The sequence below is a fragment of the Streptomyces sp. NPDC039480 genome, assembly GCF_055597165.1.
This window is the reverse complement of record NZ_JBVITX010000008.1, coordinates 334,649-357,227: the sequence shown is the minus strand read 5'-3', so window position 1 is coordinate 357,227 and position 22,579 is coordinate 334,649. Positions and strand designations below refer to the sequence as shown.

Annotated in this window: 17 protein-coding genes; 5 read left to right on the top strand and 12 right to left on the bottom strand. The window is 72.5% G+C overall.

Going from position 1 to position 22,579, the window contains the following annotated elements; genetic code table 11:
- From ACZ56E_RS25720 to ACZ56E_RS25710, 3 genes are all read right to left on the bottom strand, one after another.
- The gene (locus ACZ56E_RS25720) at window positions 1–1,158 is read right to left on the bottom strand and encodes a serine hydrolase domain-containing protein (protein WP_471217651.1); all 1,158 of its coding nucleotides are present in this window, start codon (window positions 1,156–1,158) and stop codon (window positions 1–3) included.
- 108 nt (window positions 1,159–1,266) lie between these two features.
- The gene (locus ACZ56E_RS25715) at window positions 1,267–3,099 is read right to left on the bottom strand and encodes a TIGR03767 family metallophosphoesterase (RefSeq protein WP_471217649.1); all 1,833 of its coding nucleotides are present in this window, start codon (window positions 3,097–3,099) and stop codon (window positions 1,267–1,269) included.
- 256 nt (window positions 3,100–3,355) lie between these two features.
- Window positions 3,356–3,820 carry an NUDIX hydrolase gene (locus ACZ56E_RS25710; protein ID WP_471217647.1) on the bottom strand — a complete coding sequence of 155 codons (465 nt, stop codon included), beginning with the start codon at window positions 3,818–3,820 and terminating at the stop codon, window positions 3,356–3,358.
- A gap of 304 nt (window positions 3,821–4,124) precedes the next feature.
- Here ACZ56E_RS25710 and ACZ56E_RS25705 point away from each other — a divergent pair, with 304 nt between their 5' ends.
- Entirely contained in the window at window positions 4,125–7,409 is a 3,285-nt protein-coding gene (locus tag ACZ56E_RS25705) for a S8 family serine peptidase (protein WP_471217645.1), read from the top strand.
- A gap of 52 nt (window positions 7,410–7,461) precedes the next feature.
- Here ACZ56E_RS25705 and ACZ56E_RS25700 read toward each other — a convergent pair whose 3' ends face one another.
- Window positions 7,462–8,142 (bottom strand): hypothetical protein, encoded by a 681-nt coding sequence (locus ACZ56E_RS25700; RefSeq protein ID WP_471217643.1) that lies wholly within the window; start codon window positions 8,140–8,142, stop codon window positions 7,462–7,464.
- A gap of 587 nt (window positions 8,143–8,729) precedes the next feature.
- Window positions 8,730–9,263, bottom strand: coding sequence for an RNA polymerase sigma factor (locus tag ACZ56E_RS25695; RefSeq protein ID WP_471217641.1), 534 nt, complete (start codon window positions 9,261–9,263; stop codon window positions 8,730–8,732).
- Window positions 9,264–9,460: 197 nt separating this feature from the next.
- On the opposite strand from ACZ56E_RS25695, the gene ACZ56E_RS25690 reads away from it, so the two are divergent.
- Window positions 9,461–10,477, top strand: coding sequence for an aspartate-semialdehyde dehydrogenase (locus ACZ56E_RS25690; protein WP_468601194.1), 1,017 nt, complete (start codon window positions 9,461–9,463; stop codon window positions 10,475–10,477).
- A 33-nt stretch (window positions 10,478–10,510) separates the two neighbouring features.
- Here ACZ56E_RS25690 and ACZ56E_RS25685 read toward each other — a convergent pair whose 3' ends face one another.
- Window positions 10,511–11,767 (bottom strand): MFS transporter, encoded by a 1,257-nt coding sequence (locus ACZ56E_RS25685; RefSeq protein ID WP_471217639.1) that lies wholly within the window; start codon window positions 11,765–11,767, stop codon window positions 10,511–10,513.
- Window positions 11,768–11,891: 124 nt separating this feature from the next.
- On the opposite strand from ACZ56E_RS25685, the gene ACZ56E_RS25680 reads away from it, so the two are divergent.
- Window positions 11,892–12,767 carry a LysR family transcriptional regulator gene (locus ACZ56E_RS25680; protein WP_471217637.1) on the top strand — a complete coding sequence of 292 codons (876 nt, stop codon included), beginning with the start codon at window positions 11,892–11,894 and terminating at the stop codon, window positions 12,765–12,767.
- Between the two features lie 9 nt (window positions 12,768–12,776).
- Here the strand turns inward: ACZ56E_RS25680 and ACZ56E_RS25675 are convergent, their stop codons facing one another.
- Together ACZ56E_RS25675 and ACZ56E_RS25670 are read right to left on the bottom strand one after the other, a co-directional pair.
- Window positions 12,777–13,331 carry a DUF1203 domain-containing protein gene (locus ACZ56E_RS25675; protein ID WP_471217635.1) on the bottom strand — a complete coding sequence of 185 codons (555 nt, stop codon included), beginning with the start codon at window positions 13,329–13,331 and terminating at the stop codon, window positions 12,777–12,779.
- A gap of 111 nt (window positions 13,332–13,442) precedes the next feature.
- Window positions 13,443–14,732 (bottom strand): flavin-dependent oxidoreductase, encoded by a 1,290-nt coding sequence (locus ACZ56E_RS25670; protein ID WP_471217633.1) that lies wholly within the window; start codon window positions 14,730–14,732, stop codon window positions 13,443–13,445.
- Window positions 14,733–14,987: 255 nt separating this feature from the next.
- Between ACZ56E_RS25670 and pepN the strand changes: the two genes are divergently transcribed.
- Window positions 14,988–17,555, top strand: a complete 2,568-nt coding sequence (gene pepN / locus ACZ56E_RS25665) for an aminopeptidase N (RefSeq protein WP_471217632.1) — start codon at window positions 14,988–14,990, stop codon at window positions 17,553–17,555.
- 412 nt (window positions 17,556–17,967) lie between these two features.
- Here pepN and ACZ56E_RS25660 read toward each other — a convergent pair whose 3' ends face one another.
- The 3 genes from ACZ56E_RS25660 to ACZ56E_RS25650 form a co-directional block, all read right to left on the bottom strand.
- Entirely contained in the window at window positions 17,968–18,888 is a 921-nt protein-coding gene (locus ACZ56E_RS25660; RefSeq protein ID WP_471217630.1) for a LysR family transcriptional regulator, read from the bottom strand.
- Between the two features lie 29 nt (window positions 18,889–18,917).
- A complete protein-coding gene (locus ACZ56E_RS25655) occupies window positions 18,918–19,838 on the bottom strand; it encodes a DMT family transporter (protein ID WP_471217787.1) in 921 nt (306 codons plus the stop codon).
- Window positions 19,839–20,008: 170 nt separating this feature from the next.
- Entirely contained in the window at window positions 20,009–21,496 is a 1,488-nt protein-coding gene (locus ACZ56E_RS25650) for an FAD-dependent monooxygenase (protein ID WP_471217628.1), read from the bottom strand.
- A 127-nt stretch (window positions 21,497–21,623) separates the two neighbouring features.
- On the opposite strand from ACZ56E_RS25650, the gene ACZ56E_RS25645 reads away from it, so the two are divergent.
- A complete protein-coding gene (locus ACZ56E_RS25645) occupies window positions 21,624–22,193 on the top strand; it encodes a TetR/AcrR family transcriptional regulator (RefSeq protein ID WP_471217627.1) in 570 nt (189 codons plus the stop codon).
- 129 nt (window positions 22,194–22,322) lie between these two features.
- On the opposite strand, the gene ACZ56E_RS25640 is transcribed toward ACZ56E_RS25645, so the two are convergent.
- Window positions 22,323–22,562: a hypothetical protein gene (locus tag ACZ56E_RS25640; RefSeq protein ID WP_150167792.1), complete on the bottom strand. Its 240-nt coding sequence runs from the start codon at window positions 22,560–22,562 to the stop codon at window positions 22,323–22,325.
- Window positions 22,563–22,579 lie beyond the last annotated feature (17 nt).

Here is a 22,579-nt window from a genome sequence, read left to right as displayed (position 1 = left end):
TCAGTCACGTCCGCAGAATTCCGCCTCCATGACCGGGATGAAGTCCGCACCGGGACCGTTGAAGTTGAAGGCCATCGCGTGGCGGCCGTCCGCCGTCGTCATCGCCACGGACTCCGAGCCGTGGATGTCGCCGCCGTGGCCCCAGACGACCGTGCCGCAGGAGGTGGTGACGGGTTCGATGCCGAGTCCGTACCGCCCGCCCGGCTGCCCCTCGCCCTTCGGGACGGTCGTCTTCATCTCGGCGAGCTGCTTCTTCGGCAGGAGCCTGCCGCGCAGCAGCGCCGTGTAGAAGCGGTTGAGGTCCGCCGAGTTCGAGACCATGCCGCCGGACGCGCCCGCCACGGACGGGTTGAGTTCCGTCACGTCGTGGCGCGGGGTGCCGGGTGCGTCGGAGAATTTCGTGTACGCCCGTGAGCTGGGCCGCGGCAGGGTCGGCTTCGTGGCGGGGGCCGACGTGGAGCGCAGGCCGAGCGGTTCGATGACACGCCGCTCGATCTGGCGCGCGTACGGCGTGCCCGTGACCTTCTCGATGATCATGCCCGCGAGGAGGTAGTTGGTGTTGGAGTACTTCCAGGCGGTGCCTGGGGCGAAGTCCGGTTTGTGGCGCATGGCGATCGCGACCTGCTGTCCGGGGGTCCAGGTGTCGTAGCGGTGGTCGAGGAACTCCTCGGTGAAGACCCGCTGCCGGAAGCCCTTGTCGGCCGTGACGTTGAAGATGCCGCTGGTGTGGTTGAGGAGTTGGCGGACCGTGATCCGGTCGCCGTCGTGGCCGTTGCCCTCGACCACGCCCGGCAGCCACCGGCCGACCGTGTCGTCCAGGGAGAGCCGTCCCTCGGCGGCCAGCTGGAGGAGGACGGTGGCGACGAAGGTCTTGGTGATGCTGCCGACGCGGTAGTGGTCGTGGGCTCCGCGCGGGGTGTTCCGTGCCAGGTCGCCGATGCCCGCGGCGGCGTTCCACGGGCCGCGCCGGTCCGTGGCCTGCGCCGTCACCCCGGGCACGTCCTCGCTCAGGGCCGCCTCCATCGCCCGCAGGGTCTCCCGGTGCCGGTCCCCGCCCTCGGGGGCCGCGACCGCCGCGGGCGCCGCGAGCGCGCCCGCCACCGCCGCCGCGGCCAGCGCCGCCGCCACACCGGTCCGCCGTCTCCTGAGTACCGCCATGTCCGTACCGTCCCTCCGGTCGCCTCGGCAGGGCTTCGCCGCCCTCGGCCGGTGGGACCCGCGGCCCGCGGCGGCGGGTTGAGCGGCGTCCCGGGGGTTGGGCGGGTTTCAGCCCTTCCGCAGCACCAGTTCGGTGTTGCGGTCGCCCGCCTCGCCGCCCAGCGCGGGCTTCGCGCCGGGGGCGTTGAAGGACAGTTCGCGGTAGAGCGCGGCCAGGCCGGTCTGCGAGAGGTCGGCGAAGTCCGTGCGGTGCGGGGCGGCGGACTCGATGAGCGTGGTGAAGACGGAGACCGTGCCGTCGTGGTTGTCGGCGATCTCCACCACCCGGGCGAGCTGCGGGAAGTCGATGTGCGAGGCGGTGGAGACCTCCCAGAAGGCGCCGTGCAGGGTGCGGTGCGGGGTGATCCTGTTCTTGTGGCTGTGGCCGTTGACCCAGGCGAGGACGGAGCGGTGGCGGCCGAGCAGCGAGACGACCTCTTCGCCGCCGTGCCGGGCCTCGCCGGGACGTGCCGGGTCGTGGCGGAGGTTGCGCATGGTCCTGCTGGTGTGGTGGCTGAAGACGACGACGTACGACGGGCCGCCGTCGCGCCGCTCGTTGGCGTCGAGCTCGCGTTCCAGCCAGCGGAGTTGGGCGGTGCCGAGGGACCCTTCGTAGTGGCCGCCGGGGTCGGTGGTGTCGAGGCTGATGCCGAGCACGTCGTCGCTGACGCGGAAGGAGTAGTACTGGGTGGCGGCGGCGAGGTTCTGCTGGGTGTAGCCGTGGCCGTGGGGGCCGGGGCCGGTGTGGGCGGGGTCGAGGTGCGCCCGGAGGTACTCGACGGGGGTGAAGGGCGCTCGCGCCGGGTCCGGCGTGACGGACCGCATCCGCCGCTTCTCGCTCCGCAGGAGCTCCTTGAACTGCGCGCCCTTGGGGTCGCGGCCCTTCTTGACCGCCTTCCAGAGGGCGGCTCCCCGCGACTCGTCCAGGGACATCAGCTTCTTTCCCCCGACGGCGAAGTCGGTGAAGTACGAGTCCTTGGGCGCCCAGCAGCCGCCGGGCAGCGCGTCGTGGTTGCCGACCGTGGAGTACCAGGGCAGGCCGAGGCCGGGGCTGTTGACCTCGCGGATCGCGGCGTCGAGGAAGCCGTGCAGCTGCGGGAAGCCGAGCCGCTTGTCGGCGTCGCGCAGGGCGTCGTCCGGGTGCCAGTACAGCTTGAGGCCGCTGGCCTGCACGCCTTCGTAGCGGCGCGGGTCGCCCGTGTTGGGGGTGATGCGGCCGCCGCTCATCACCTTGAGGAACCAGTCCAGTTCGGCCTTGGAGTTGTTGTCGGTGTTGTCGCCGGTCGTCACGACGCAGTGCAGGGGCGCGCCGGTGGCGGGTGCGCCGCGCAGCGCGTTGACGCGTTCGACGAGGGCGACGGCGCCCGCCACGGACAGGGACTCGTGGGGCCGCCAGGCGCTCGCGGTCTGGGCGCGCAAGTACTCGTACCTCAGCGGGTGTTGTACGTCGACGAGGTGCAGGTCGGTGAATTGCACGAAGGCGGCGAGCGGGGTCCTGCGCTCCTCGCGGCCCGCCCCGGCCGCCGCGAGGTCGCCGCGGACGACGCGCGGCCAGGCGGGCCCGTCGCCGAGCCGCCGGTAGCCGGTGGTGCCCTGCGGGGCGGCGACGGTGAGCAGGGTGGTGCCGTTCTTGTACGGCATGAGGGGGGCGGCCGGCGCCGGCCGGGAGCGCGGGACGGTGGCGCGGCCCGCGGGAGCGGCGTTCCCGGAGCCGGCGCCGGGGCCCATCGCGTAGCCGACGCCCGCGGAGAGGGTGACTGCTCCGGTGGCGGCGAGGAACGCGCGGCGGTCGAGTCGGGCGGCGGCACCGGCCACGGCGGAGGCCGCCTGGGCCGTCGCGGTGGCGGTGGCGGCGGCGGTTGCGGTGACTGTTGCGGTGGCGACAGAGCGTATGCGCGGCATGCGCGGTCTCCCCGAGTGCGAACGCGTCGGCAGTGGTCCGCGGTCGTCCCCGGCCTGACTGCGGCCTGCGAACTTCCGCTCGTACTGGATCGTTGGCATCGGGAATGGCCTGTGCGTGAACGAGACGGCAACGGGCAGCGCCGATCACCGTACGTGGATCAGTCGGTACCCTACGCGGTCATCCACCTCTCTCCGACCGGAGAGGAAGTGGTCACTCCACGTTCACCTCGCGGGGAAGGGAAGGCCCTGGGAGAGGTCAGGGCACCGGCCCCGATGCGTGGCCGTGTCCGTCGGCCGGGCGGCTGCGCCACAGTTCCAGACCGATGTCGACGAGCCCGACGCGGTCGAGGTCCGGCACGGTCTCGAGGGGGTGCCAGGCCGCGAGGTCCGTGGACCCGCCGGTCTCGTGGCGCAGTTCGCCGCCGGTGACACGCCCCTCGTACACGATCCGCAGCCCGTGGAAGTCGGCGACGGCGCCGAGCCTGCGCGGGTAGCGGCGGCGCAGCGAGTCGATGCCGAGGAGCGTGACGGGCTCGACGACGTAGCCGGTCTCCTCGTCGGCCTCACGGATCACGGTGTCGTAGGGGTCCTCCCCGTGGTCCATGCCGCCGCCGGGCAGCGTCCAGCGTTTGCTGCCGTCGCCCGCCACCCAGCGGGCCAGCAACACCTGCCCATCGCGTACGCATACGGCGTAGGCCGCCACCCGAAGTTCTCTCTGCACAGGTTGACGCTAGGCGGTTCTTCCTTTGCCCGTCGTTCATCTGCGAGTTCGCCGTGGCTTGTCTCGCAGTTCCCCGCGCCCCTTCCAGAGGCGCGACCGCTCCCCATGTCCCCCTATAGCCGCCCATGTCCTCGATGGCGTATGGCGGAATTGCGTCACGCCCTGATCACAGCTCGGACAACTCTCCCCAAACAGCTGTCACTTGCGTAAGGCTGAGCGGTCATCCGGCCCCGCATTCCGGAACTCTTCGGAAACCGGGGGCCGGGTCGACCCTCCTTCCCGACCTTCACGCACAGGGATGCCGATGCCCAGATCCAGTTCCAGCGCCAGACGCGCGCCCCGTCTCGCGATAGCCGTCGGTCTCACCGCCGCGCTCTGCGCGACCGGGGCCGTGCCTCTCGCCTTCGCGGCGGACGAGACCCCCGTCCCCGCCCCCAAGTCCGCGGGCGGCAAGCTCGGTCCGGCCGACGCCGACCTGCTCGCCGACGCCAAGGCGGAGGGCGAGAAGACCGTCACGATGATGGTCGCCACCGCGCCCGGCGCCACCGAGCAGGTCGCCGACCAGCTCGACGCCGTCAAGGGCGGCTCGGTCGGCCGCACCTACGACAAGCTCGGCTACGTCCGCGCGACCGTGCCGACCGGCAGGGCCGACGCCGCGATCAAGTCGGCGGCGAAGCTGTCGTCCGTGCACGCCATCGACCTGCGCCACGAGATCGAGCTGGACGACCCGACCCCGGCCGCGGACCGCGCCGAGGGCGCGAAGACCGCCGCCCGCGGGACGTACCCGGGCCCGGACAAGAACACCCCGGCGGACAACCCGTACAACCCGGCCGCCGAGACGGGCGCCGTCGACTTCGTGAAGAAACACCCGAAGGCGGACGGCCGCGGCACCACCATCGGCATCCTCGACTCCGGCGTCGACCTCGGCCACCCCGCGCTGAAGAAGACCACCACCGGCGAGCGCAAGATCACCGACTGGGTGACGGCGACCGACCCGATCGTGGACGCGGACGGCACCTGGCGCCGCATGACCAACCCGGTCAGCGGCCCCACCTTCACCTGGGACAGCGAGACGTGGCAGGCCCCGGCGGGCTCCTTCCAGGTCAACCGCTTCCGCGAGTCGGCCACCACCGGCGGCGACGCCAAGGGCGACATCAACCGCGACGGCGACACCACCGACAGCTGGGGCATGCTCTACGACCCGGCCGCCGGCACCGTCCGCGTCGACCTGAACGACAACAACGACTTCACCGACGACGAGGTGATGAAGCCGTACAAGGACGGCCACCAGGTCGGCTACTTCGGCAAGGACGACCCGGCGACCGACGTCGTCGAGCGCGTCCCGTTCGTCGTCGAGATCCGCAAGGACGTGCCGACCGATCCGTACGGCGGCGACTGGGTCGGCAAGAAGGCCGACTTCGTCAACATCGGCGTCATCGAGTCCGAGCACGGCACGCACGTCGCGGGCATCACCGCGGCCAACGGCCTCTTCGGCGGCAGGATGAACGGCGCCGCGCCCGGCGCCAAGCTGGTCTCCTCGCGCGCCTGCACCTGGACCGGCGGCTGCACCAACGTCGCGCTCACCGAGGGCATGATCGACCTCGTGACGAAGCGCGGCGTCGACATCGTCAACATGTCGATCGGCGGCCTGCCGGCCCTCAACGACGGCAACAACGCGCGCGCCGAGCTCTACACGCGCCTCATCGACACCTACGGCGTGCAGCTGGTGATCTCCGCGGGCAACTCGGGGCCCGGCGCCAACACCATCGGCGACCCCTCCCTCGCGGACAAGGTCATCTCGGTCGGCGCCGCCATCTCCAAGGAGACCTGGGCCGCCAACTACGGCTCGCAGGTGGAGCGTCCGTACGCGATGATGCCGTTCTCCTCGCGCGGCCCGCGTGAGGACGGCGGCTTCGCGCCGGTCATCTCGGCGCCCGGCTCGGCCATCAACACCACCCAGACCTGGCTGCCGGGCTCCCCGGTCGCCGAGGCGGGCTACAAGCTCCCGGCCGGCTACTCGATGCTGCAGGGCACCTCGATGGCGTCCCCGCAGGCCGCGGGCGCCTCGGCGCTGCTGCTCTCCGCCGCGAAGCGCGCGAAGGTCGACCTCACCCCGGCGAAGCTGCGCACCGCGCTGACCTCGACCGCGGACCGCATCCGCGGTGAGCAGGCGTACGCCCAGGGCACCGGCCGCATCAACGTGGTCGACGCCTGGAACGCCATCGAGGACGACGCGAAGGCCCACACGTACACCGTGAAGGCCCCGGTCGACACCGCCCTGGAGCAGGAGCTGAAGAAGCCCGGCACCGGCATCTACGACCGCGAGGGCGGCCTGAAGGCCGGCCAGAAGCGGACGTACGACGTCACGATCACCCGCACGTCGGGCCCGGACCGCTCCATCAGCCACGAGCTGGACCTCGTCAACAACCACGAGAAGACCTTCCGTCTGCTCGGCGACGACGACATCAAGCTGCCGCTGAACAAGCCGGTCACCGTCAAGGTCCAGGCGAAGGCCAAGTCCGCAGGCCTGCACAGCGCGATCCTCACCGTCGACGACGAGCGCACCGAGGGCATCGACCAGCAGGTCATGTCGACGGTCGTCGTCTCGGCGCCGCTCGCCAAGCCGTCGTTCACCTTCTCCGCCCAGGGCTCGGTGCAGCGCAGCGCCCCGAAGTCGTACTTCGTGACGGTCCCCAAGGGCGCCAAGTCCCTCGAGGTGTCGCTCAGCGGCCTGAAGGACAAGAGCCAGACCCGCTTCATAGCGATCCACCCGTACGGCGTCCCGGTCGACTCCACCTCGTCGATCGTCTGCTACCCGAACTACGAGAACCCCGCCAACACCTGCCGTCCGGACCTGCGTTCGTACGCGGAGCCGCAGGCCGGTGTCTGGGAGATCGAGGTCGAGTCGCGCCGTACATCGCCGCTGCTCGACAACCCGTACAAGCTGAACGTCGCCGCGCTCGGCGTCGACTTCGACCCGGCCGTGCAGACGCTGCCCGAGGCGAAGGTCGGCACGCCGGCGCCCGTCTCCTGGAAGGCCACGAACAACTTCGCGGCGGTCGACGGCAAGCTGAAGGGCGGCTCGCTCGGCTCGTCCAAGTCGGCGCGGCCCACCATCAAGCAGAACGAGACGCAGACCACCGAGGTCGTCGTGCCCGCGGGCGCGGAGCGTCTCGACGTCGCCATCGGCTCCCCCGCGGACGTCGCCGCCGACCTGGACCTCGCCGTGAAGAAGGACGGCCAGGTCGTCGGTTCGTCGGCGGAGGGCGACTCGGAGGAGACCGTGAGCCTGAAGAAGCCGGCCGCCGGTACGTACACGATCGAGGTGACGGGCTACTCGGTGCCGTCCGGCTCGACCGCGTACGACTACCGGGACGTGTTCTTCTCGGACGCGCTCGGCCAGGTGACCGTCGACGGCACGAAGCCGGTCGAGCTCGGCAACGGCGACTCGGCCCAGGTCGAGGCGAAGGTCGAGGCGAAGGCCCCGGCCGCCGCGGGCCGTGAGCTGTTCGGCGAGGTGTCCCTGCTGAACGCGGGCGGCACGGTCGCGGGCAGCGGCAGCGTGAAGGTCGAGAAGGTCACGCCGTAACGGTGTGCGCTCGAAGCGCCGGTCGGGCTCTGCCGAGCCCGACCGGCGTTCTTCATTTCCCGCACCGGTTCTTCGCCGCGCCCGGCAGGGCCTCGACGACCGTGCGGCGCATGCTGTCGCGGTCCTTGCCCATGGCCCAGTTGTCGGGGTGGGCCTCGCCCAGGGGGATGGTGATCAGGACGCGGTCGCCGGCCTTCAGGCGCGGGTCGACGTCGTGGTCCATGGGGAAGGTGACGGTGCCTGCCCCCGTCTTCGGCTTGTAGTAGTGGCTCACGTCGAGCGTGACGCGGTCCCGCGCGGCGCCCGGCACCGCGTCGACCGCCGTGACCGTGCCCTCCACGATGAGCCGCGAGCAGGCGACGAAGCCCTCGGGGGTGAGGTCCGCGTGCGCGGAGCCCCCGCCGTCCCCGTCCCGCTGCCCCTCCGGCTGCCCCTCCTCCTCCCCCTCCTGCTTCCCGTCCCGCTTCTGGCCGGACGCCACGGCCTTGTCCGAGTCGGCCGAGCCGGCCGAGCCGCCGGGCCCCGCGTCCACCGCCAGCCAGGCGATGCCACCCACCACGGCCGCCGCCACCGTCGCCGCGACCGCCCCGAGGGCGACGGTGAAGCCACGCCGGGCCGCCGGGCGCCGGGGCCGGGGCCGGAGCGGGACGGCCCGGTCCGCCGGGGGTGCCGCGGACGCCTGGGGTGCCGGGGACGCCTGGGGCACCTGGGGCGCCGGGGATGCCTGGGACACCGGGGATGCCTGGGATGCTGGAGACGCCGAGGATGCCTGGGGCGCCGGGGACGCCGAGGACGCCGAGGACGCCGAGGACGCCTCGGGCGCTGGGGACGCCGGGGACGCCGGGGACGCCTGGGACGCCGGAGACGCCGGAGACGCCGGGGGCGCCAGAGACGCCGAGGATGCTGGGGATGCCGGGGATGCCTGGGGCGCTGGGGACGCCGAGGATGCCGGGGACGCTGGGGACGCCGAGGATGCCTGGGACGCCGGAGACGCCGGAGACGCCGGAGACGCCGGAGACGCCGGGGATGCCGAGGATGCCGAGGATGCCGGGGATGCCAGGGACGCCGAGGGCGCCGGAGACGCCGAGGATGCCTGGGGCGCCGAGGATGCCTGGGACGCCGGGGATGCCTGGGGCGCCGGGGACGGCGGGGTGGCTGCCAGGGCGTCGCCCACGGCTCCGAGCTGCTCCCTCAGCAGGGCGACGTCCGCGACGGCCGCCGCGTGGGCGGCCGCGAAGTCGGGGTCGCGCAGCGCCTCCCCCGGCACGGGATCGTCCGTGATCGCGAGCATCAGCGCGTCGAAGTCCTTGTCCCGCACCGTCACACCACCTCCCCTTCGTGCAGCCGTGCCCGCAGGAGCCGTACCGCCGAGTGCAGTCTGCTCTTGACCGTGCCCTCCGGGATGCCGAGCTCGTCGGCGATGGCCCGGACCGGCAGGTCGGCGTAGAAACGCAGGACGAGGACCTGCCGCTGGGCGTCCGGCAGCTCGCCGAGGCCCTGGGCGACGGCCAGCGAGGTCGCCCGCGCCTCCGCGCCGTCCTCGTCGGTGGCCTCCCGCCACAGGACGGCGAGCCGCTCGCCGAGCCGCTCCTGCCTGCGTCGGGCCCGGTGCCAGTCCATGGCCAGGTTGGACGCCACCACGGCGGCCCACGCGGACACGTCACGCGGCGCCTCGCGCCCGTCCGCGGCCCGCTCCAGGAGCTTCAGCCGCACCTGCTGCACCCCGTCCGGCAGATCGGCGTGCGGCACCCCGCCGAGCGCGAGCACGGCCCGCACCCGGTCCTCCTGGGCCGCGTCCAGCGGGTCCGCTCCCCCGGCCCCCGTCGGCGCGCGGCGCGTCTTTCTGCGCAGCAACGTGCCCCTCCCCTCCCCGCGTTTCCCCTACGACGCCCCGGGCGTCCGAAACGTTCACGGCGGCGCACGGCGAATGTGGCGTCCCGCACCTCGGACAATGGATTGGACAAGGCGGCCCTGGACAGACGCATCATGGAGCCACCCCCCACAGACCGGCCGAGGTCACGAGGCCGCACGCACCAATGGAGGACATCCCCGTGAAGGTCGGAATCGTCGGAGCCACCGGTCAGGTCGGCAAGGTCATGCGCAAGATCCTCGTCGAGCGGAAGTTCCCCGTCGACGAGCTGCGCCTGTTCGCCTCGGCCCGCAGCGCCGGGACGGTCATCGACGGCGTGACCGTCGAGGACGCCTCCACGGCCGACTTCACGGGCCTGGACATCGTGCTGTTCTCGGCCGGCGGCGCCACCTCGAAGGCCCTCGCCGAGAAGGTCGCCTCGCAGGGCGCCGTCGTGATCGACAACTCCTCGGCCTGGCGCCGGCACCCCGAGGTCCCCCTCGTCGTCTCCGAGGTGAACCCGCACGCGATCAAGGACCGCCCCAAGGGCATCATCGCCAACCCGAACTGCACGACGATGGCCGCGATGCCGGTCCTCAAGCCGCTGCACGCCGAGGCGGGCCTCGAAGCGCTGGTCGTCGCCACCTACCAGGCGGTGTCCGGCTCCGGTCTCGCCGGTGTCGACGAGCTCTTCGAGCAGGTCAAGAAGGTCGGCGAGGACGCGCCGAAGCTCACCCACGACGGCTCCTCGGTCGAGTTCCCCGAGCCGGACAAGTACGTCGCGCCGATCGCGTACAACGTCCTGCCGATGGCGGGCTCGGTCGTCGACGACGGTCTGAACGAGACGGACGAGGAGCAGAAGCTCCGCCACGAGTCCCGCAAGATCCTGGAGATCCCGGAGCTGAAGGTGTCGGGCACGTGCGTGCGCGTCCCCGTCTTCACCGGCCACTCCCTCCAGGTCAACGCCCGCTTCGCGCGTCCGCTGAGCCCCGCGCGCGCCACCGAGATCCTGGAGCAGGCGGAGGGCGTCGTCGTCACCGAGGTGCCGACGCCGCTGGTCGCCGCGGGCAAGGACGACTCGTTCGTGGGCCGCATCCGCAACGACGAGACGGTCGAGAACGGCCTGGCGTTCTTCATCTCCGACGACAACCTCCGCAAGGGCGCGGCGCTGAACGCCGTGCAGATCGCGGAGCTGGTCGCCGCTGAGCTCAAGGGCTGATCTCACGTACGTCCCGTAGGGGGCGGTCACCCTTCACCGGGTGGCCGCCCCTTTCCTCTGCGTGGCCGCCCTCTTCTCCTGTGTGGCCGCCCCCTTCTCCTGCGTGGCCGTCCCCTTCGCGCACGCCACCGCCACCAGCGCGAGCCCGGCGAGCGCGCCGCCGAGCCACAGCACGCCACCGGCCCCGCGGCTGTCCGCGACCCGGCCGCCCGCGAAGGCGCCCAGCGCGATCGCCACGTTGAAGATCCCGGCGAAGAGCGCCGACGCCGCCTCGCGGGCGTGCGGTGCGGCGGCCATCACCCAGTTCTGCGCGGAGACCGAGACCCCGCCGTAGGCCAGGCCCCACGCCACGAGCAGCGCCACCGACGCGGCGAGCGAGCCGCCCGCGGGCACCATGAGCAGCACCACGGCGCCGAGCGCGGCGCAGATCGCGAGGAGCGCCCTGCGCGGGTCGCGGGCCGCGACGGCGCCGCCCGCGAAGTTGCCGACGATGCCGGCTGTTCCGTAGGCGAGGAGCAGCCCGCTGACCAGGCCCGTGCCGATGCCGGGGACCCGCTCCAGGACGGGCCGGATGTAGGTGTACGCGGCGAAGTGGCCGGTGACCAGGAGGGTGACGGCGAGGAGTCCGGCCCGCAGCCGCCCGATCCGCAGTAGGCCGGGGAACGCCCCGAGCCTGACCCCCTCGTGGGCGGGGAGCCGGGGCAGGACCGCGACGAGCAGCCCGGCGACCGCGAGGGCGAGGGCGGCGAGGGCCGCGAACCCCCAGCGCCAGCCCGCCAGTTCACCGAGGAGCGTGCCCGCGGGGACGCCGAGCACGGACGCCACCGCGATCCCGCTGAAGATGACCGCGGTGGCCCGCCCCGCGCCCTCCTCGTGGACGAGCCGCACGCCGAGCCCGGCCGCGATGGCCCACACGCCGCCGATGCAGATGCCCACCAGGACGCGGGCGGCGAGCAGGACGCCGAAGGCGGGCGCGAGCGCGGAGGCCACGTTGGCGGCGGCGAGCAGCGCCATCAGGACGGCGAGGACCGTGCGCCGGTCCGCGCGGCGCACGGCGACGGGCAGCAGCAGGGCTGCGAGCGCCGCGACGAGGCCGGGCAGGGTGACGGCGAGGCCCGCGGTGCCGTCCGAGACGTGCAGGCCGGAGCCGATCGAGGTGAGGAGTCCGACGGGGAGCATCTCCGTGGTGACGACGGAGAAGGTGGCGGCGGCGACGGCGAGGACGGCGGGACCGCCGCGCCGCCGCTGCAACGGGACGTCCGGTGTGGGGAGTTGTGTGGTCTGTGACATGGCATCCACCCTGTGGGGGTGCCCGCCGGGGAACAACGCGGAAGATCTCATCCTTGTATGAGCCGGGTTCATCGATCAGCGATGATCGACGACCGGGACGATCAAGGAAGAGGGGCCGCGTGCCATGGGCGGGAACGGGCTGGAGATCCGGGAACTGGAGTGTTTCCTGGTGCTTGCCGAGGAGCTGCACTTCGGGCGGGCCGGTGAGCGGTTGTACGTTTCGCAGAGCCGTGTCAGCCAACTGCTCGCCGCCCTGGAGCGGCGGATCGGCGCGCGCCTGCTGGAGCGTACGAGCCGACGGGTCGCACTGACCACACTAGGGGAACGCTTCCTTGCCGAACTCCGCCCGTCGTACGACGAGTTGGCATCGGTGGTCGGGCGGGCCAGGGCGGCGGCGCGGGGGGTCGGGGGCACGCTGCGGATCGGCTTCCAGGGGACCGCGGACGACCGGCTGATGCGGGCCGTCGCGGCCTTCCAGGAGCGGCATCCGGCCTGTGTCGCGGAGATCGTGGAGATCCCCTTCTCCGACCCGTTCGGGGCGGTGCGGCAGAAGACCGTGGACGCGGCGATCGTGCTGCTGCCGGTCGCCGAGCCCGATCTGGTGCTCGGCCCCGTCTTCTCCAACGAGCGGCAGACGGTCGCCGTGTCGGTGCGGCACGCCTTCGCTGAGCGGGAGTCGCTCGCGGCGGCGGAGCTCGCGGGGACGCCACTGATCGCGGCGACGCCTCCGGCCCCTGCCTACTGGCGCGAGGCACACGCCCCTTCCACCGAGCCGGGCCCGGCGGTCCGCACGCTCCAGGAGGGGCTGACGCTGGTCGCGGCGGACCGGGGGGCGATGCTGCTGTGCGGTCCGACGGCGGAGTACCACGGCCGCAAGGACGTCGTCTTCGTGCCGGTGGACGGGCTGCCGGACTCGGTGCTCGGGATGGTGTGGCACCGGGACGGGGAGACGGAGCGGGTACGGGAGTTCGCGCGGGCGGTGGCCGCGGGCGAGGACTGAGAGCCCGTGTCAGGCCGCGGCGGGCCCCGGCGCGCGCACCTCGAAGTGGAAGCAGCCATACTCCACGGCGCGGACGTGCACGAGGGCGACCTGCGGGTCGGCGAAGGCCTCGGCGAACGCCTCGTCGAAGCCACGCTCCTCATCCTCCGGGATCTCCAGGAGGCGGCCGCCGAGAATGCGCCCCTCGGCGCTGTAACGACGCACCGTGCGCAACGCCCCGGCCCGCGAGAACGGATAGCCGACACGCTCCCCCGTCGGCCCCTCGCAGGGGTCCGCGTGGATGAAGACGGGCCCCTGCTCGTCGTAGGCGCCGGGGGTGGCGGCGGTCTCGGCGGCCCAACGGCGCAGCGGCGCGTACGAGACGAGGGCGACGCGCTCGCCGGGGTCGATGGCCCGCAGACAGCAGCGGAGCGGGGAGCCGCCCTCCGCGTCGACGTACGGGACGCAGGGCCGCCCCGCGTCGTCGGTGACGCGGAGCTGGGCGAGGGCTTCGGGGGTGATGGGGAGGGGGGTGTAGGCGGTGGTGGCTGTCGGGGCCGTGGTGCCTGCGTGCGTGGTGGTCATGAGACGAGCCTCGCGCGGGGGGCGGGCAGGGGGCTGGCGGATATCGGACGTCGCGTTACGGGTCATGCGTCACAGGTCACGGGTTACGGGCCACGCATTACAGGTCATGCGTCACTGGCCGTCCCACCCCACCCCCCAGGACCCGCGCCCGTTCAGTTCCGCCACGTCCATGCCCGTCGTTCTGCGGTATGCCGCGTTCAGTTCGGCGAGCTCGTCCTGGGTCAGGACGTCCTCCACGCGGTGGAAGCCCTCCGGGGCGCGTTCCGCGACGGTTTGGAGGATGCGGTCGGCCGGCATGTCGCGGTTGGCGAGGACGATCGCGTTGACGGTCTCCCGCCGTACCTCCTCGTACGCCCGCAGCCCCGCCTCCCGGTCCGGCGCGGTGTGGGCGAGGCAGCGCGCGAGGACGCGGGCGTCGAGGATCGCCTGCGAGCCGCCGTTCGACCCCACCGGGTACATCGGGTGCGCGGCGTCGCCGAGCAGGGTGACCGGGCCGCGGCCCCACCGGGCCAGCGGGTCGCGGTCGACCATCGGGTACTCCAGGATGTGCCGCGTGGCGGCGAGCAGCGCGGGCACGTCCAGGTCGCCGATGCGCCAGCCCGTGTAGTGCGGCAGGACGTCGGAGAGCCGCCCGGAGCGGTTCCAGTCGGCGGGCCCCGCCATCCCGTGGTGGTGCGTCGGCGGGAACCGCACCTCCGCCACCCAGTTGAGCAGCGTCCTGCCCCGCTCCATGGCACGCCGGGAGATCGGGTAGACGACGAGTTTGGCCGTGGCGTTGCTGCCCGCCACGGCCACGGTCCGCCCGCCGAGCACCGGGTGCCACTCGGCGATGCCGCGCCACATCCGGACGCCGTTCCACAGCGGCGGCCCCTCCCCGGGGTGCAGCACGGCCCGTACCGCCGAGTGCAGCCCGTCGGCCCCGACGAGGGCCCGGACCCGTACGCCGTACTCCCTGGCGCGCGCCATGTCCCGCAGGATCACCCGGAGCCTGCCGCCCTCGTGCTCGGCGAGCCGGACGAAGGCGGTGCCGGTGCGGACGGCGTGGTCGCCGAGCCGCTCGCGGACCGCGTCGAGGAGGAGCAGTTGGAGGGCGCCGCGGTGGATGGAGTACTGGGGCCAGCGGTAGCCGAGGGCGAGGCCGCGCGGTTCGGCCCAGATGCGGTTGCCGTGCCGGTCGAAGTGGACCATCACGTCGGGTGCGACGGCGGTCGCCGCGAGCTGGTCGCCGAGCCCGAGCTCGGTCAGCTCCCGTACTGCGTGCGGCAGGAGATTGATGCCCACGCCGACGGGCCGCAGCTGGTCGGCGGCGTCCACCACGCGGACGTCGATGCCCGCCGCGTGCAGGCTGAGCGCGGCGGTGAGCCCGCCGATGCCCGCACCCGCCACGAGTACGTCGGTCATGGCCGTCGGGCGGCGCGGCCGGCGGCGGCCGGTCTCTCGGTCCCCAGCATCTTCCGTGTCCCCCTGTGGTTCCTGACCGCCCTTGTGGCCGTGGTCTGCGGCCTGCCGGGACCGGTGCGGACGCGCGGAGCGTAGCGGCACCGCAGCGGGAGAACAATGGCCCGGGCGGCCATCCGGAGGGGCATGGAAGGATGGCCGGAAACACCACAAGTCGCACCCACGAAGACGCGACACGTCGTACGAGGAGATGACCGCGTGCCCGGCACCAATCTGACCCGCGAAGAGGCGCAGCAGCGGGCGAAGCTGCTCACCATTGACTCGTACGAGGTCGATCTCGACCTCTCCGGCGCGCAGGAGGGCGGGACCTACCGGTCCGTCACCACGGTGCGCTTCGACTCCGCGGAGGCGGGCGCCGAGACCTTCATCGACCTGGTGGCCCCCGCGGTCCACGAGGTCGTCCTGAACGGCCACGCGCTGGACGTGGCCGCGGTGTTCCGCGACTCGCGCATCGCGCTGCGGCACCTGCACGAGGGCCCCAACGAACTGAAGGTGGTCGCCGACTGCGACTACACCAACACCGGTGAGGGCCTGCACCGGTTCGTCGACCCGGTCGACCAACAGGCTTATCTGTACACGCAGTTCGAGGTCCCGGACGCGCGCCGTGTCTTCGCGTCCTTCGAGCAGCCGGACCTGAAGGCGACCTTCCAGTTCACGGTGAAGGCGCCGGCCGGCTGGACCGTGATCTCCAACTCCCCCACGCCCGAGCCGAAGGACGACGTCTGGTCCTTCGAGCCGACGCCCCGCATGTCGACGTACGTCACGGCACTGATCGTCGGCCCGTACCACTCGGTCCACTCGTCGTACGAGGGTCCCGGCGGCCAGTCGGTGCCGCTCGGCATCTACTGCCGTCCCTCGCTCGCCGAGTTCCTCGACTCGGACGCGATCTTCGAGGTGACGCGGCAGGGCTTCGACTGGTTCCAGGAGAAGTTCGACTACGCGTACCCCTTCGCGAAGTACGACCAGCTCTTCGTGCCGGAGTTCAACGCGGGCGCGATGGAGAACGCGGGCGCGGTGACCATCCGCGACCAGTACGTGTTCCGTTCGAAGGTGACCGACGCGGCCTACGAGGTGCGGGCCGCCACGATCCTGCACGAGCTCGCCCACATGTGGTTCGGCGACCTGGTCACCATGGAGTGGTGGAACGACCTGTGGCTGAACGAGTCGTTCGCCACCTACGCCGAGGCCGCCTGCCAGGCGTACGCGCCGGACTCGAAGTGGCCGCACTCCTGGACGACGTTCGCCAACTCCATGAAGACGTGGGCGTACCGCCAGGACCAGCTGCCGTCCACGCACCCGATCATGGCGGACATCCGTGACCTGGACGACGTCCTGGTCAACTTCGACGGCATCACGTACGCGAAGGGGGCGAGCGTCCTGAAGCAGCTCGTCGCGTACGTCGGCGAGGACGAGTTCTTCCGGGGCGTGCAGGCGTACTTCAAGCGGCACGCGTTCGGCAACACGCGCCTGTCCGACCTGCTGGGCGCGCTGGAGGAGACCAGCGGCCGCGACCTGAAGACCTGGTCGAAGAAGTGGCTGGAGACCGCGGGCATCAACATCCTGCGGCCGGTGGTCGACGTCGACACCTCGGGGGTCATCACCTCCTTCGCCGTCAAGCAGGAGGCACCCGCGCTCCCCGAGGGCGCGAAGGGCGAGTCCACGCTCCGGCCGCACCGGATCGCGATCGGCTTCTACGACCTGGACGACGCGTCCGGCAAACTGGTCCGCACGGAGCGCGTGGAACTGGACGTCGACGGTGAACTGACGGCGGTGGACGCGCTGGTGGGCAAGGCCCGCCCCGCGGTCATCCTCCTCAACGACGACGACCTCTCCTACGCGAAGGTCCGCCTGGACTCCGAGTCCCTCGCCTTCGTCACCGACCACATCGGCGACTTCGAGGCTTCGCTGCCGCGGGCGCTGTGCTGGGCGTCGGCGTGGGACACGACGCGCGACGCGGAGCTCCCGACGCACGAGTACCTCTCCCTGGTCCTCTCCGGCATCGGCAAGGAGTCCGACATCGGCGTCGTGCAGTCGCTGCACCGCCAGGTGAAGCTGGCCCTCGACCTGTACGCGGCCCCGGCGCGCCGGGACGCGGCGCTGGCCCGGTGGACCGAGGCGACACTGGAGCACCTGCGGGCCGCCGAGCCCGGCAGCGACCACCAGCTGGCGTGGGCCCGCGCCTTCGCCGCGACGGCACGCACGGACGCGGACCTCTCGCTCCTTGAGCGCCTGCTCGACGGCTCGGAGTCGATCGACGGGCTGGCCGTGGACACCGAGCTGCGCTGGGCGTTCGTGGCGCGGCTCGCGGCGACCGGGCGGCTCGACGAGGCGGGGATCGAGGCGGAGCTCGAGCGGGACAGGACGGCGGCCGGCGAGCGGCACGCGGCCTCCGCGCGGGCGGCGCTGCCGACCGCCGAGGCGAAGGCGGCGGCCTGGGCCTCGGTCGTCGAGTCCGACACGCTGCCCAACGCCATCCAGGAGGCGGTGATCGGCGGCTTCGTCCAGACCGACCAGCGTGAGCTTCTCGCTCCGTACACGGAGAAGTTCTTCGCCACGGTGAAGGACGCGTGGGACTCTCGCTCCCACGAGATGGCCCAGCAGATCGCCATCGGGCTGTATCCGTCGCTCCAGGTCTCCCAGGAGACGCTGGACGCGACGGATGCGTGGCTGGCGGCGGCGGAGCCGTCGGCCGCGTTGCGGCGCCTGATCACGGAGTCCCGCGCAGGCATCGCCCGCGCCCTCCGCGCCCGCACCGCAGACGCATAACCCCCCGGGCGTGGGGGGCGCTTCCGCCGTCCCCCACCCACCGGCCGTACGTGGTTGCTCGCGCAGTTCCCCGCGCCCCTGAAGGGGCGCCCCTGCCGTCCCCCACCCACCGGCCGCATGTGGTTGCTCGCGCAGTTCCCCGCGCCCCTGGACTGCCTGCCGGCAGCCAGAGGGCGACGGGAGCCGCTCAGGGGCGCGGGGAACTGCGCGACCAGCCACACACAACCGCCAGGAAAAGGACGGAGGCCAGCCACGTCAGGGGCGCGGGGAACTGCGCGAGCAACCACACACAACCGCCAGGAAAAAGACAAGGCCAGCCACCCCAGGGGCGCGGGGAACTGCGCAGCCAGCCACACACAACCGTCAGGGAGAAGGCGAGGCCAGCCCCCCCCAGGGGCGCAGGGGAAACGGGTCAGTGAGGGGCAGGGTGTCGTGCGGGGACTGCTGCCCGGAGGGCGGCGAGGACACGGGCCACCGCCGCACCCCCCGCCGCCCCCCTCCGCACCGCAGCCACCACATGCCGCCTGGGCCGATCCAAAGAAAGCTCGCGCATGGCCACACCGGCGCGACTCGTCGCAGCCATGCGAGGGACCAGAGCCACCCCCATCCCCGCCTCCACCATCGCCAGAATCGCCGTCCACCCGGACGCCGAGTGCGCCTGCTCCGGAGTGAAGCCCGCCCCCTCGCACGCGGCCCGGGTGATCTCGGACCAGGGCCCGCTGCCGCCGAAGATCCACGGTTCGGCGGCCAGGTCGGCAAGGCGCAACCCCTCCGCCGACGCCAGCCGGTGGTCGCCGGGCAGCGCCACGTCCAGCGGGTCGGCGAGCAGTGACTCCCGGGTGAACCGCGTGTCCGCGTCGGTCTCGGCGGGCGCCTGGACGGCCAGGGACAGGGCGATGTCGACCTCGCCGGCCGCGAGGAGTTCGTACGCCTGAGCCGCCTCGGTCTCCCGTACCCGTACGGAGATGCCGGGCGCCGCCTCCCGCAGCGCCCGCACCGCGGGCACGACCAGCGCGGGCACCGCCGTCGAGAACGCGCCGACCCGCACCTCCCCCGCCTCCCCCTGCGCATAAGCCGTCAACTCCGCGTCGGCCCGCTCCAGTTGGGCGAACACCGCCTCCGCGTGCCGCAGCACGAGATGCGCGGCATCGGTGAGGCGGACCCGCCGCCCGTGCGCCTCCAGGAGCGGTACGCCGAGCTGCTTGGCGAGGTTGGACAGCTGCTGCGAGACCGCCGACGGCGTCATCTGCAGCGTCTGCGCCGTCGCCGTGACGGTGCCCCGCTCACTCAACGTGCGCAGGATCTGCAGCTTCTTGATGTCCCACTCGCTCATGAGCCCAACGTACCGACTGGTCAGAAGCATCACTTCGTGCGGGCCGCGCCGAGCACGACCCCGCCCAGGATCAGCCCCATGCACAGCACCTGCAGCCACCCCATCGCCTCCCCGAGGACCGCGAAGGAGAGCAGCGCGACGCAGACCGGCTGGAGGTAGTAGACGACCCCGGCGCGGGCGGCGCCGATGAGCGAGATCGCCTTGTTCCAGGCGAAGAAGGCGACCGCCGACGACACCACGCCGACGTAGAGGAGTGGGGAGACCGTGCCGACGGTGGGCTCGAAACCGCCCTGGACCGCATAGCTGACCAGGAAGACCGGCAGCAGCATCAGCGCGCCGAGCACGAACGTCGAGAAGAGGAAGGGGAGTCCGTCGATCTCGGCAGGCTTGCGCTTGAGCAGCGCGCTGTACGAGCCGAAGGAGAGCGCGGCCGCGATGATCCAGAGGTCGCCGACCGCGAAGTCCATGGCGAGCGAGCCCTTGCTGACCAGGAGCAGGACACCGGCGCAGGCGACGAGCATGCCGGTGACGCGGCGCGCGCCGAGCCGGGTGCCGCCGAGGCGTTCGTAACCGGCCATCAGGACGGGCGACGCAGCCATGATCATGCCCATGTTGCCCGCGGAGGTCGTCATGCCCGCCTGGTTCACGAGGGTGTTGTAGACGGTGACGCCCAACAGAGAGGCGACGAGCAGGAACTTGAGGTGCTCGCGGAGCACCTTCCGCTGCCGCCAGGTCCGGCGCGCGGCGAACGGCGCGACCGCCGCGATGGCGATGATCCAGCGCCAGAACGCGTGCTGGACGGGCGGCACGCTGTCGTGCAGCGCCCGGGAGGTGACGAAGCTGCCCGACCAGACGACCGTGGCGAGGGCCGCGAGGGCGAGGCCGACGCCGATGGGGCGCGCGGCCGCCTTCGCGGCGGCCGACGCGGTGTGAGCGGGGGTCCGGTCCAGGACTGCCACGGGGTATCCCTTGTCTCTCTCCCCGCGGTGCGGGGTGTGTGGGGTGTCTCGGTGAGGTGCGGAACCACCGTGACACCCCCACACCCATCAGGTCCATCGAATCTTTTCGCCGATTCTTTGAAGGAGAACTGAAGGGTTCGGGCACGCTCGGATGTGCTGGTCTACGCCGTGGCCCATTCCTTCAGCGCCGCCTCCACTTCCCCCGCCCCCGCCTCGTCCGCCGCCCACGCCACGTACCCGTCGGGGCGGACCAGGACCGTCGTGCGGCGGCCGCTCGACCAGTGGGCGGGCACCGCACGCCCCGTCCCGCACTCCTCCTCGCCCTCCGGCGTGATGAGGACGAACTCGCCCGCGCGCAGGGCCTCGTAGAGCCGCCCCTCCTTGAGTGCGACGTCGGGGATCCGCCGTCCGACGAGCCGGTGAGCGCCCTTCGGGGACCCATACGCGATGCCGACGCCGGTGACCTGGCCCGTCGCCTTGGCGCGCACCGCGGGCACGTGGTTGACGAAGGTCGCGAGGGCGGCGCGGGCCGCACGCGTCCACGGGCGCTTGGCCATCGCGAGCCTGACGAGCCCGCCGCTGCTGCGGAGCGCCGCCCTGCCGACCGGGTACCGCTCGGATGCGTAGCTGTCGAGGAGGCCGTGCGGGGCGTGGCCGTGGACCGCTGCGGCCAGTTTCCAGCTCAGGTTCGCGGCGTCCTGGAGTCCGGTGTTCATGCCCTGGCCGCCGGCCGGTGAGTGGACGTGCGCGGCGTCCCCGGCGAGGAAGACGCGCCCCACCCGGTAGGCGGGCGCCTGCCGCTCGTCGCTGTGGAAGCGGGACATCCAGCGGGCGTCGTGCATCCCGAAGTCGCGGCCGAGTGCGGCCCGGGCGATCTCCTTGACCTCGTCGAGGTCGAGCGGCTCGCTGTCGGGGACGTCGCGCGAGCGGTTCCAGCCGATGACGCGGTGGTAGCCGTCGGCGAAGGGCGCGATGAAGGCGAAGGAATCGCCGACGGCGTTGACGGTGACCAGCGTCGGCGGCTTCTCGGCGAGCTTGACGTCGGCGAGGACGAGCGAGCGGATGACGGATCTGCCGGGGAAGGGCAGGCCGACCGCCTCGCGCACGGCGCTGTGCAGGCCGTCGGTGCCGACGACGTAGGCGGCGCGCAGCGTGCTCGGCTCGCCGCCGGGGCCACGAACCCGGAGCGTCACCCCGGCCGCGTCCTGGGTGAGTCCGGCCACCTCGGTCTCGTACGCGAAGCGCACCCCGGCATCGGCCGCGCGCCGCTCAAGGACGCGCTCGACCTCATACTGCGGGATGACGAGAAGGTGCTGGAAGCGGGACGGCAGCCGCGCGAGGTCCAGCACGAGGCGGTCGAAGAGCCGGAGCCTGTCGAGCGGCTCCCCCGCCGCCTCCAGCTCGTCGGCGAGGCCCCGCGCGTCCAGCTGCTCAAGGGTGCGGGCGTGCAGCACCATCGCGCGGGAGAGGTTGCCGATGCCGGGCGCCCGCTTCTCCACGAGGGTGACGGGGACGCCCGCGGCGGCAAGGTCCCCGGCGAGCAGCAGCCCGGTGGGGCCGGCTCCGACCACCACGACGGCGCTGCCGCCCGTGCCGGTGCTTTCGGTGAGGTGCGCGTTCTTCTTCGTGTCGCCGGTCGTGCCGTTCATGGCCGCCTCCTGATGCCCACACGTGTTGGTCAACGCCCATTGGCCAACACTTGTTGACCAACGCTTGTCGGCAAACGTACGACCGCGGCCATGGACTGTCAACGGTTGTTGGCCTACGTTTGTTGGCATGACGGAAACGATCCCTGCCCGCCGCTCCGACGCCACCCGGGCCGGCATCCTCGCCGCGGCCCGCGAGCGCTTCGCCGCGGACGGGTACGAGCGTGCGACGATCCGCGCCATCGCCAAGGACGCCCGTATCGACCCCTCGATGGTGATGCGCTACTACGGCAACAAGGAGGGCCTCTTCGCCGCCGCCACCTCGGTCGACCTGCGGCTGCCGGACTTCGCCGAGGTGCCGAGGGAGGACGTGGGGCGGGTCCTGGTGACGCACTTCCTCGCCGTCTGGGAGGGCGACGAGGTGCTCACCGCGCTGCTCCGGGTGGGCATCACCAACGAGGCGGGGGCGGAGCGCATGCGGGGGATCTTCGCGGAGCAGCTGCTGCCGGTAGCGCGCGAGGTCTGCCCCGACCCGGCCGAGGCGCCGACGCGGGCGGCGCTCTGTGCCGCGCAGGTGCTGGGTCTCGCCCTGACGCGGTACGTGCTGCGGTTCCCGCCGTCGACGGCGCTGACGCGGGAGGAGGTCACGGACTGGCTGGCGCCGACGCTCCAGCGCTATCTGACGGCCGGACGGCCGTGAGCACGCCGAGGGCGCCCTCCGGCGACGTCCGTACGCGGTACGGGGGTACGTCGCCGGAGGGCGCCCTCGGCGGGAAAACGGAAGCTACCGGTCGGCCCGGAAGTCGAGGTCCGGCCCGGAAGCTGAGGTTCAGCCCTGCTTCTGCTGCTTGCGGGACTTGTCGCCGACCATCACGAGGCCCGCGATCACCAGGAACAGCACGATGGGCGCGGCGACATACAGGCCGAGCGTGTCGATGACGCTCAGGCCGGGGCCCGGGTCGTCACCGTCGTCGCGCACGGCCGCGAGGGCGGGGGACGACATGAGCAGCATCATCAGCGTCGTGCCGGAGGCCAGGGCGCCGGCGCGCAGTGCGTTCTTCTTGTCCACGGTGCCAACGTAGCGAA

Coding starts and splice junctions, on each gene's coding strand:
- ACZ56E_RS25670 (WP_471217633.1), bottom strand. CDS start 14,732: ATGACCGACGTACTCGTGGCGGGTGCGGGCATCGGCGGGCTCACCGCC.
- ACZ56E_RS25680 (WP_471217637.1), top strand. CDS start 11,892: ATGGGCGGGAACGGGCTGGAGATCCGGGAACTGGAGTGTTTCCTGGTG.
- ACZ56E_RS25660 (WP_471217630.1), bottom strand. CDS start 18,888: ATGAGCGAGTGGGACATCAAGAAGCTGCAGATCCTGCGCACGTTGAGT.
- ACZ56E_RS25715 (WP_471217649.1), bottom strand. CDS start 3,099: ATGCCGCGCATACGCTCTGTCGCCACCGCAACAGTCACCGCAACCGCC.
- ACZ56E_RS25685 (WP_471217639.1), bottom strand. CDS start 11,767: ATGTCACAGACCACACAACTCCCCACACCGGACGTCCCGTTGCAGCGG.
- ACZ56E_RS25645 (WP_471217627.1), top strand. CDS start 21,624: ATGACGGAAACGATCCCTGCCCGCCGCTCCGACGCCACCCGGGCCGGC.
- ACZ56E_RS25675 (WP_471217635.1), bottom strand. CDS start 13,331: ATGACCACCACGCACGCAGGCACCACGGCCCCGACAGCCACCACCGCC.
- ACZ56E_RS25720 (WP_471217651.1), bottom strand. CDS start 1,158: ATGGCGGTACTCAGGAGACGGCGGACCGGTGTGGCGGCGGCGCTGGCC.
- ACZ56E_RS25705 (WP_471217645.1), top strand. CDS start 4,125: ATGCCCAGATCCAGTTCCAGCGCCAGACGCGCGCCCCGTCTCGCGATA.
- ACZ56E_RS25650 (WP_471217628.1), bottom strand. CDS start 21,496: ATGAACGGCACGACCGGCGACACGAAGAAGAACGCGCACCTCACCGAA.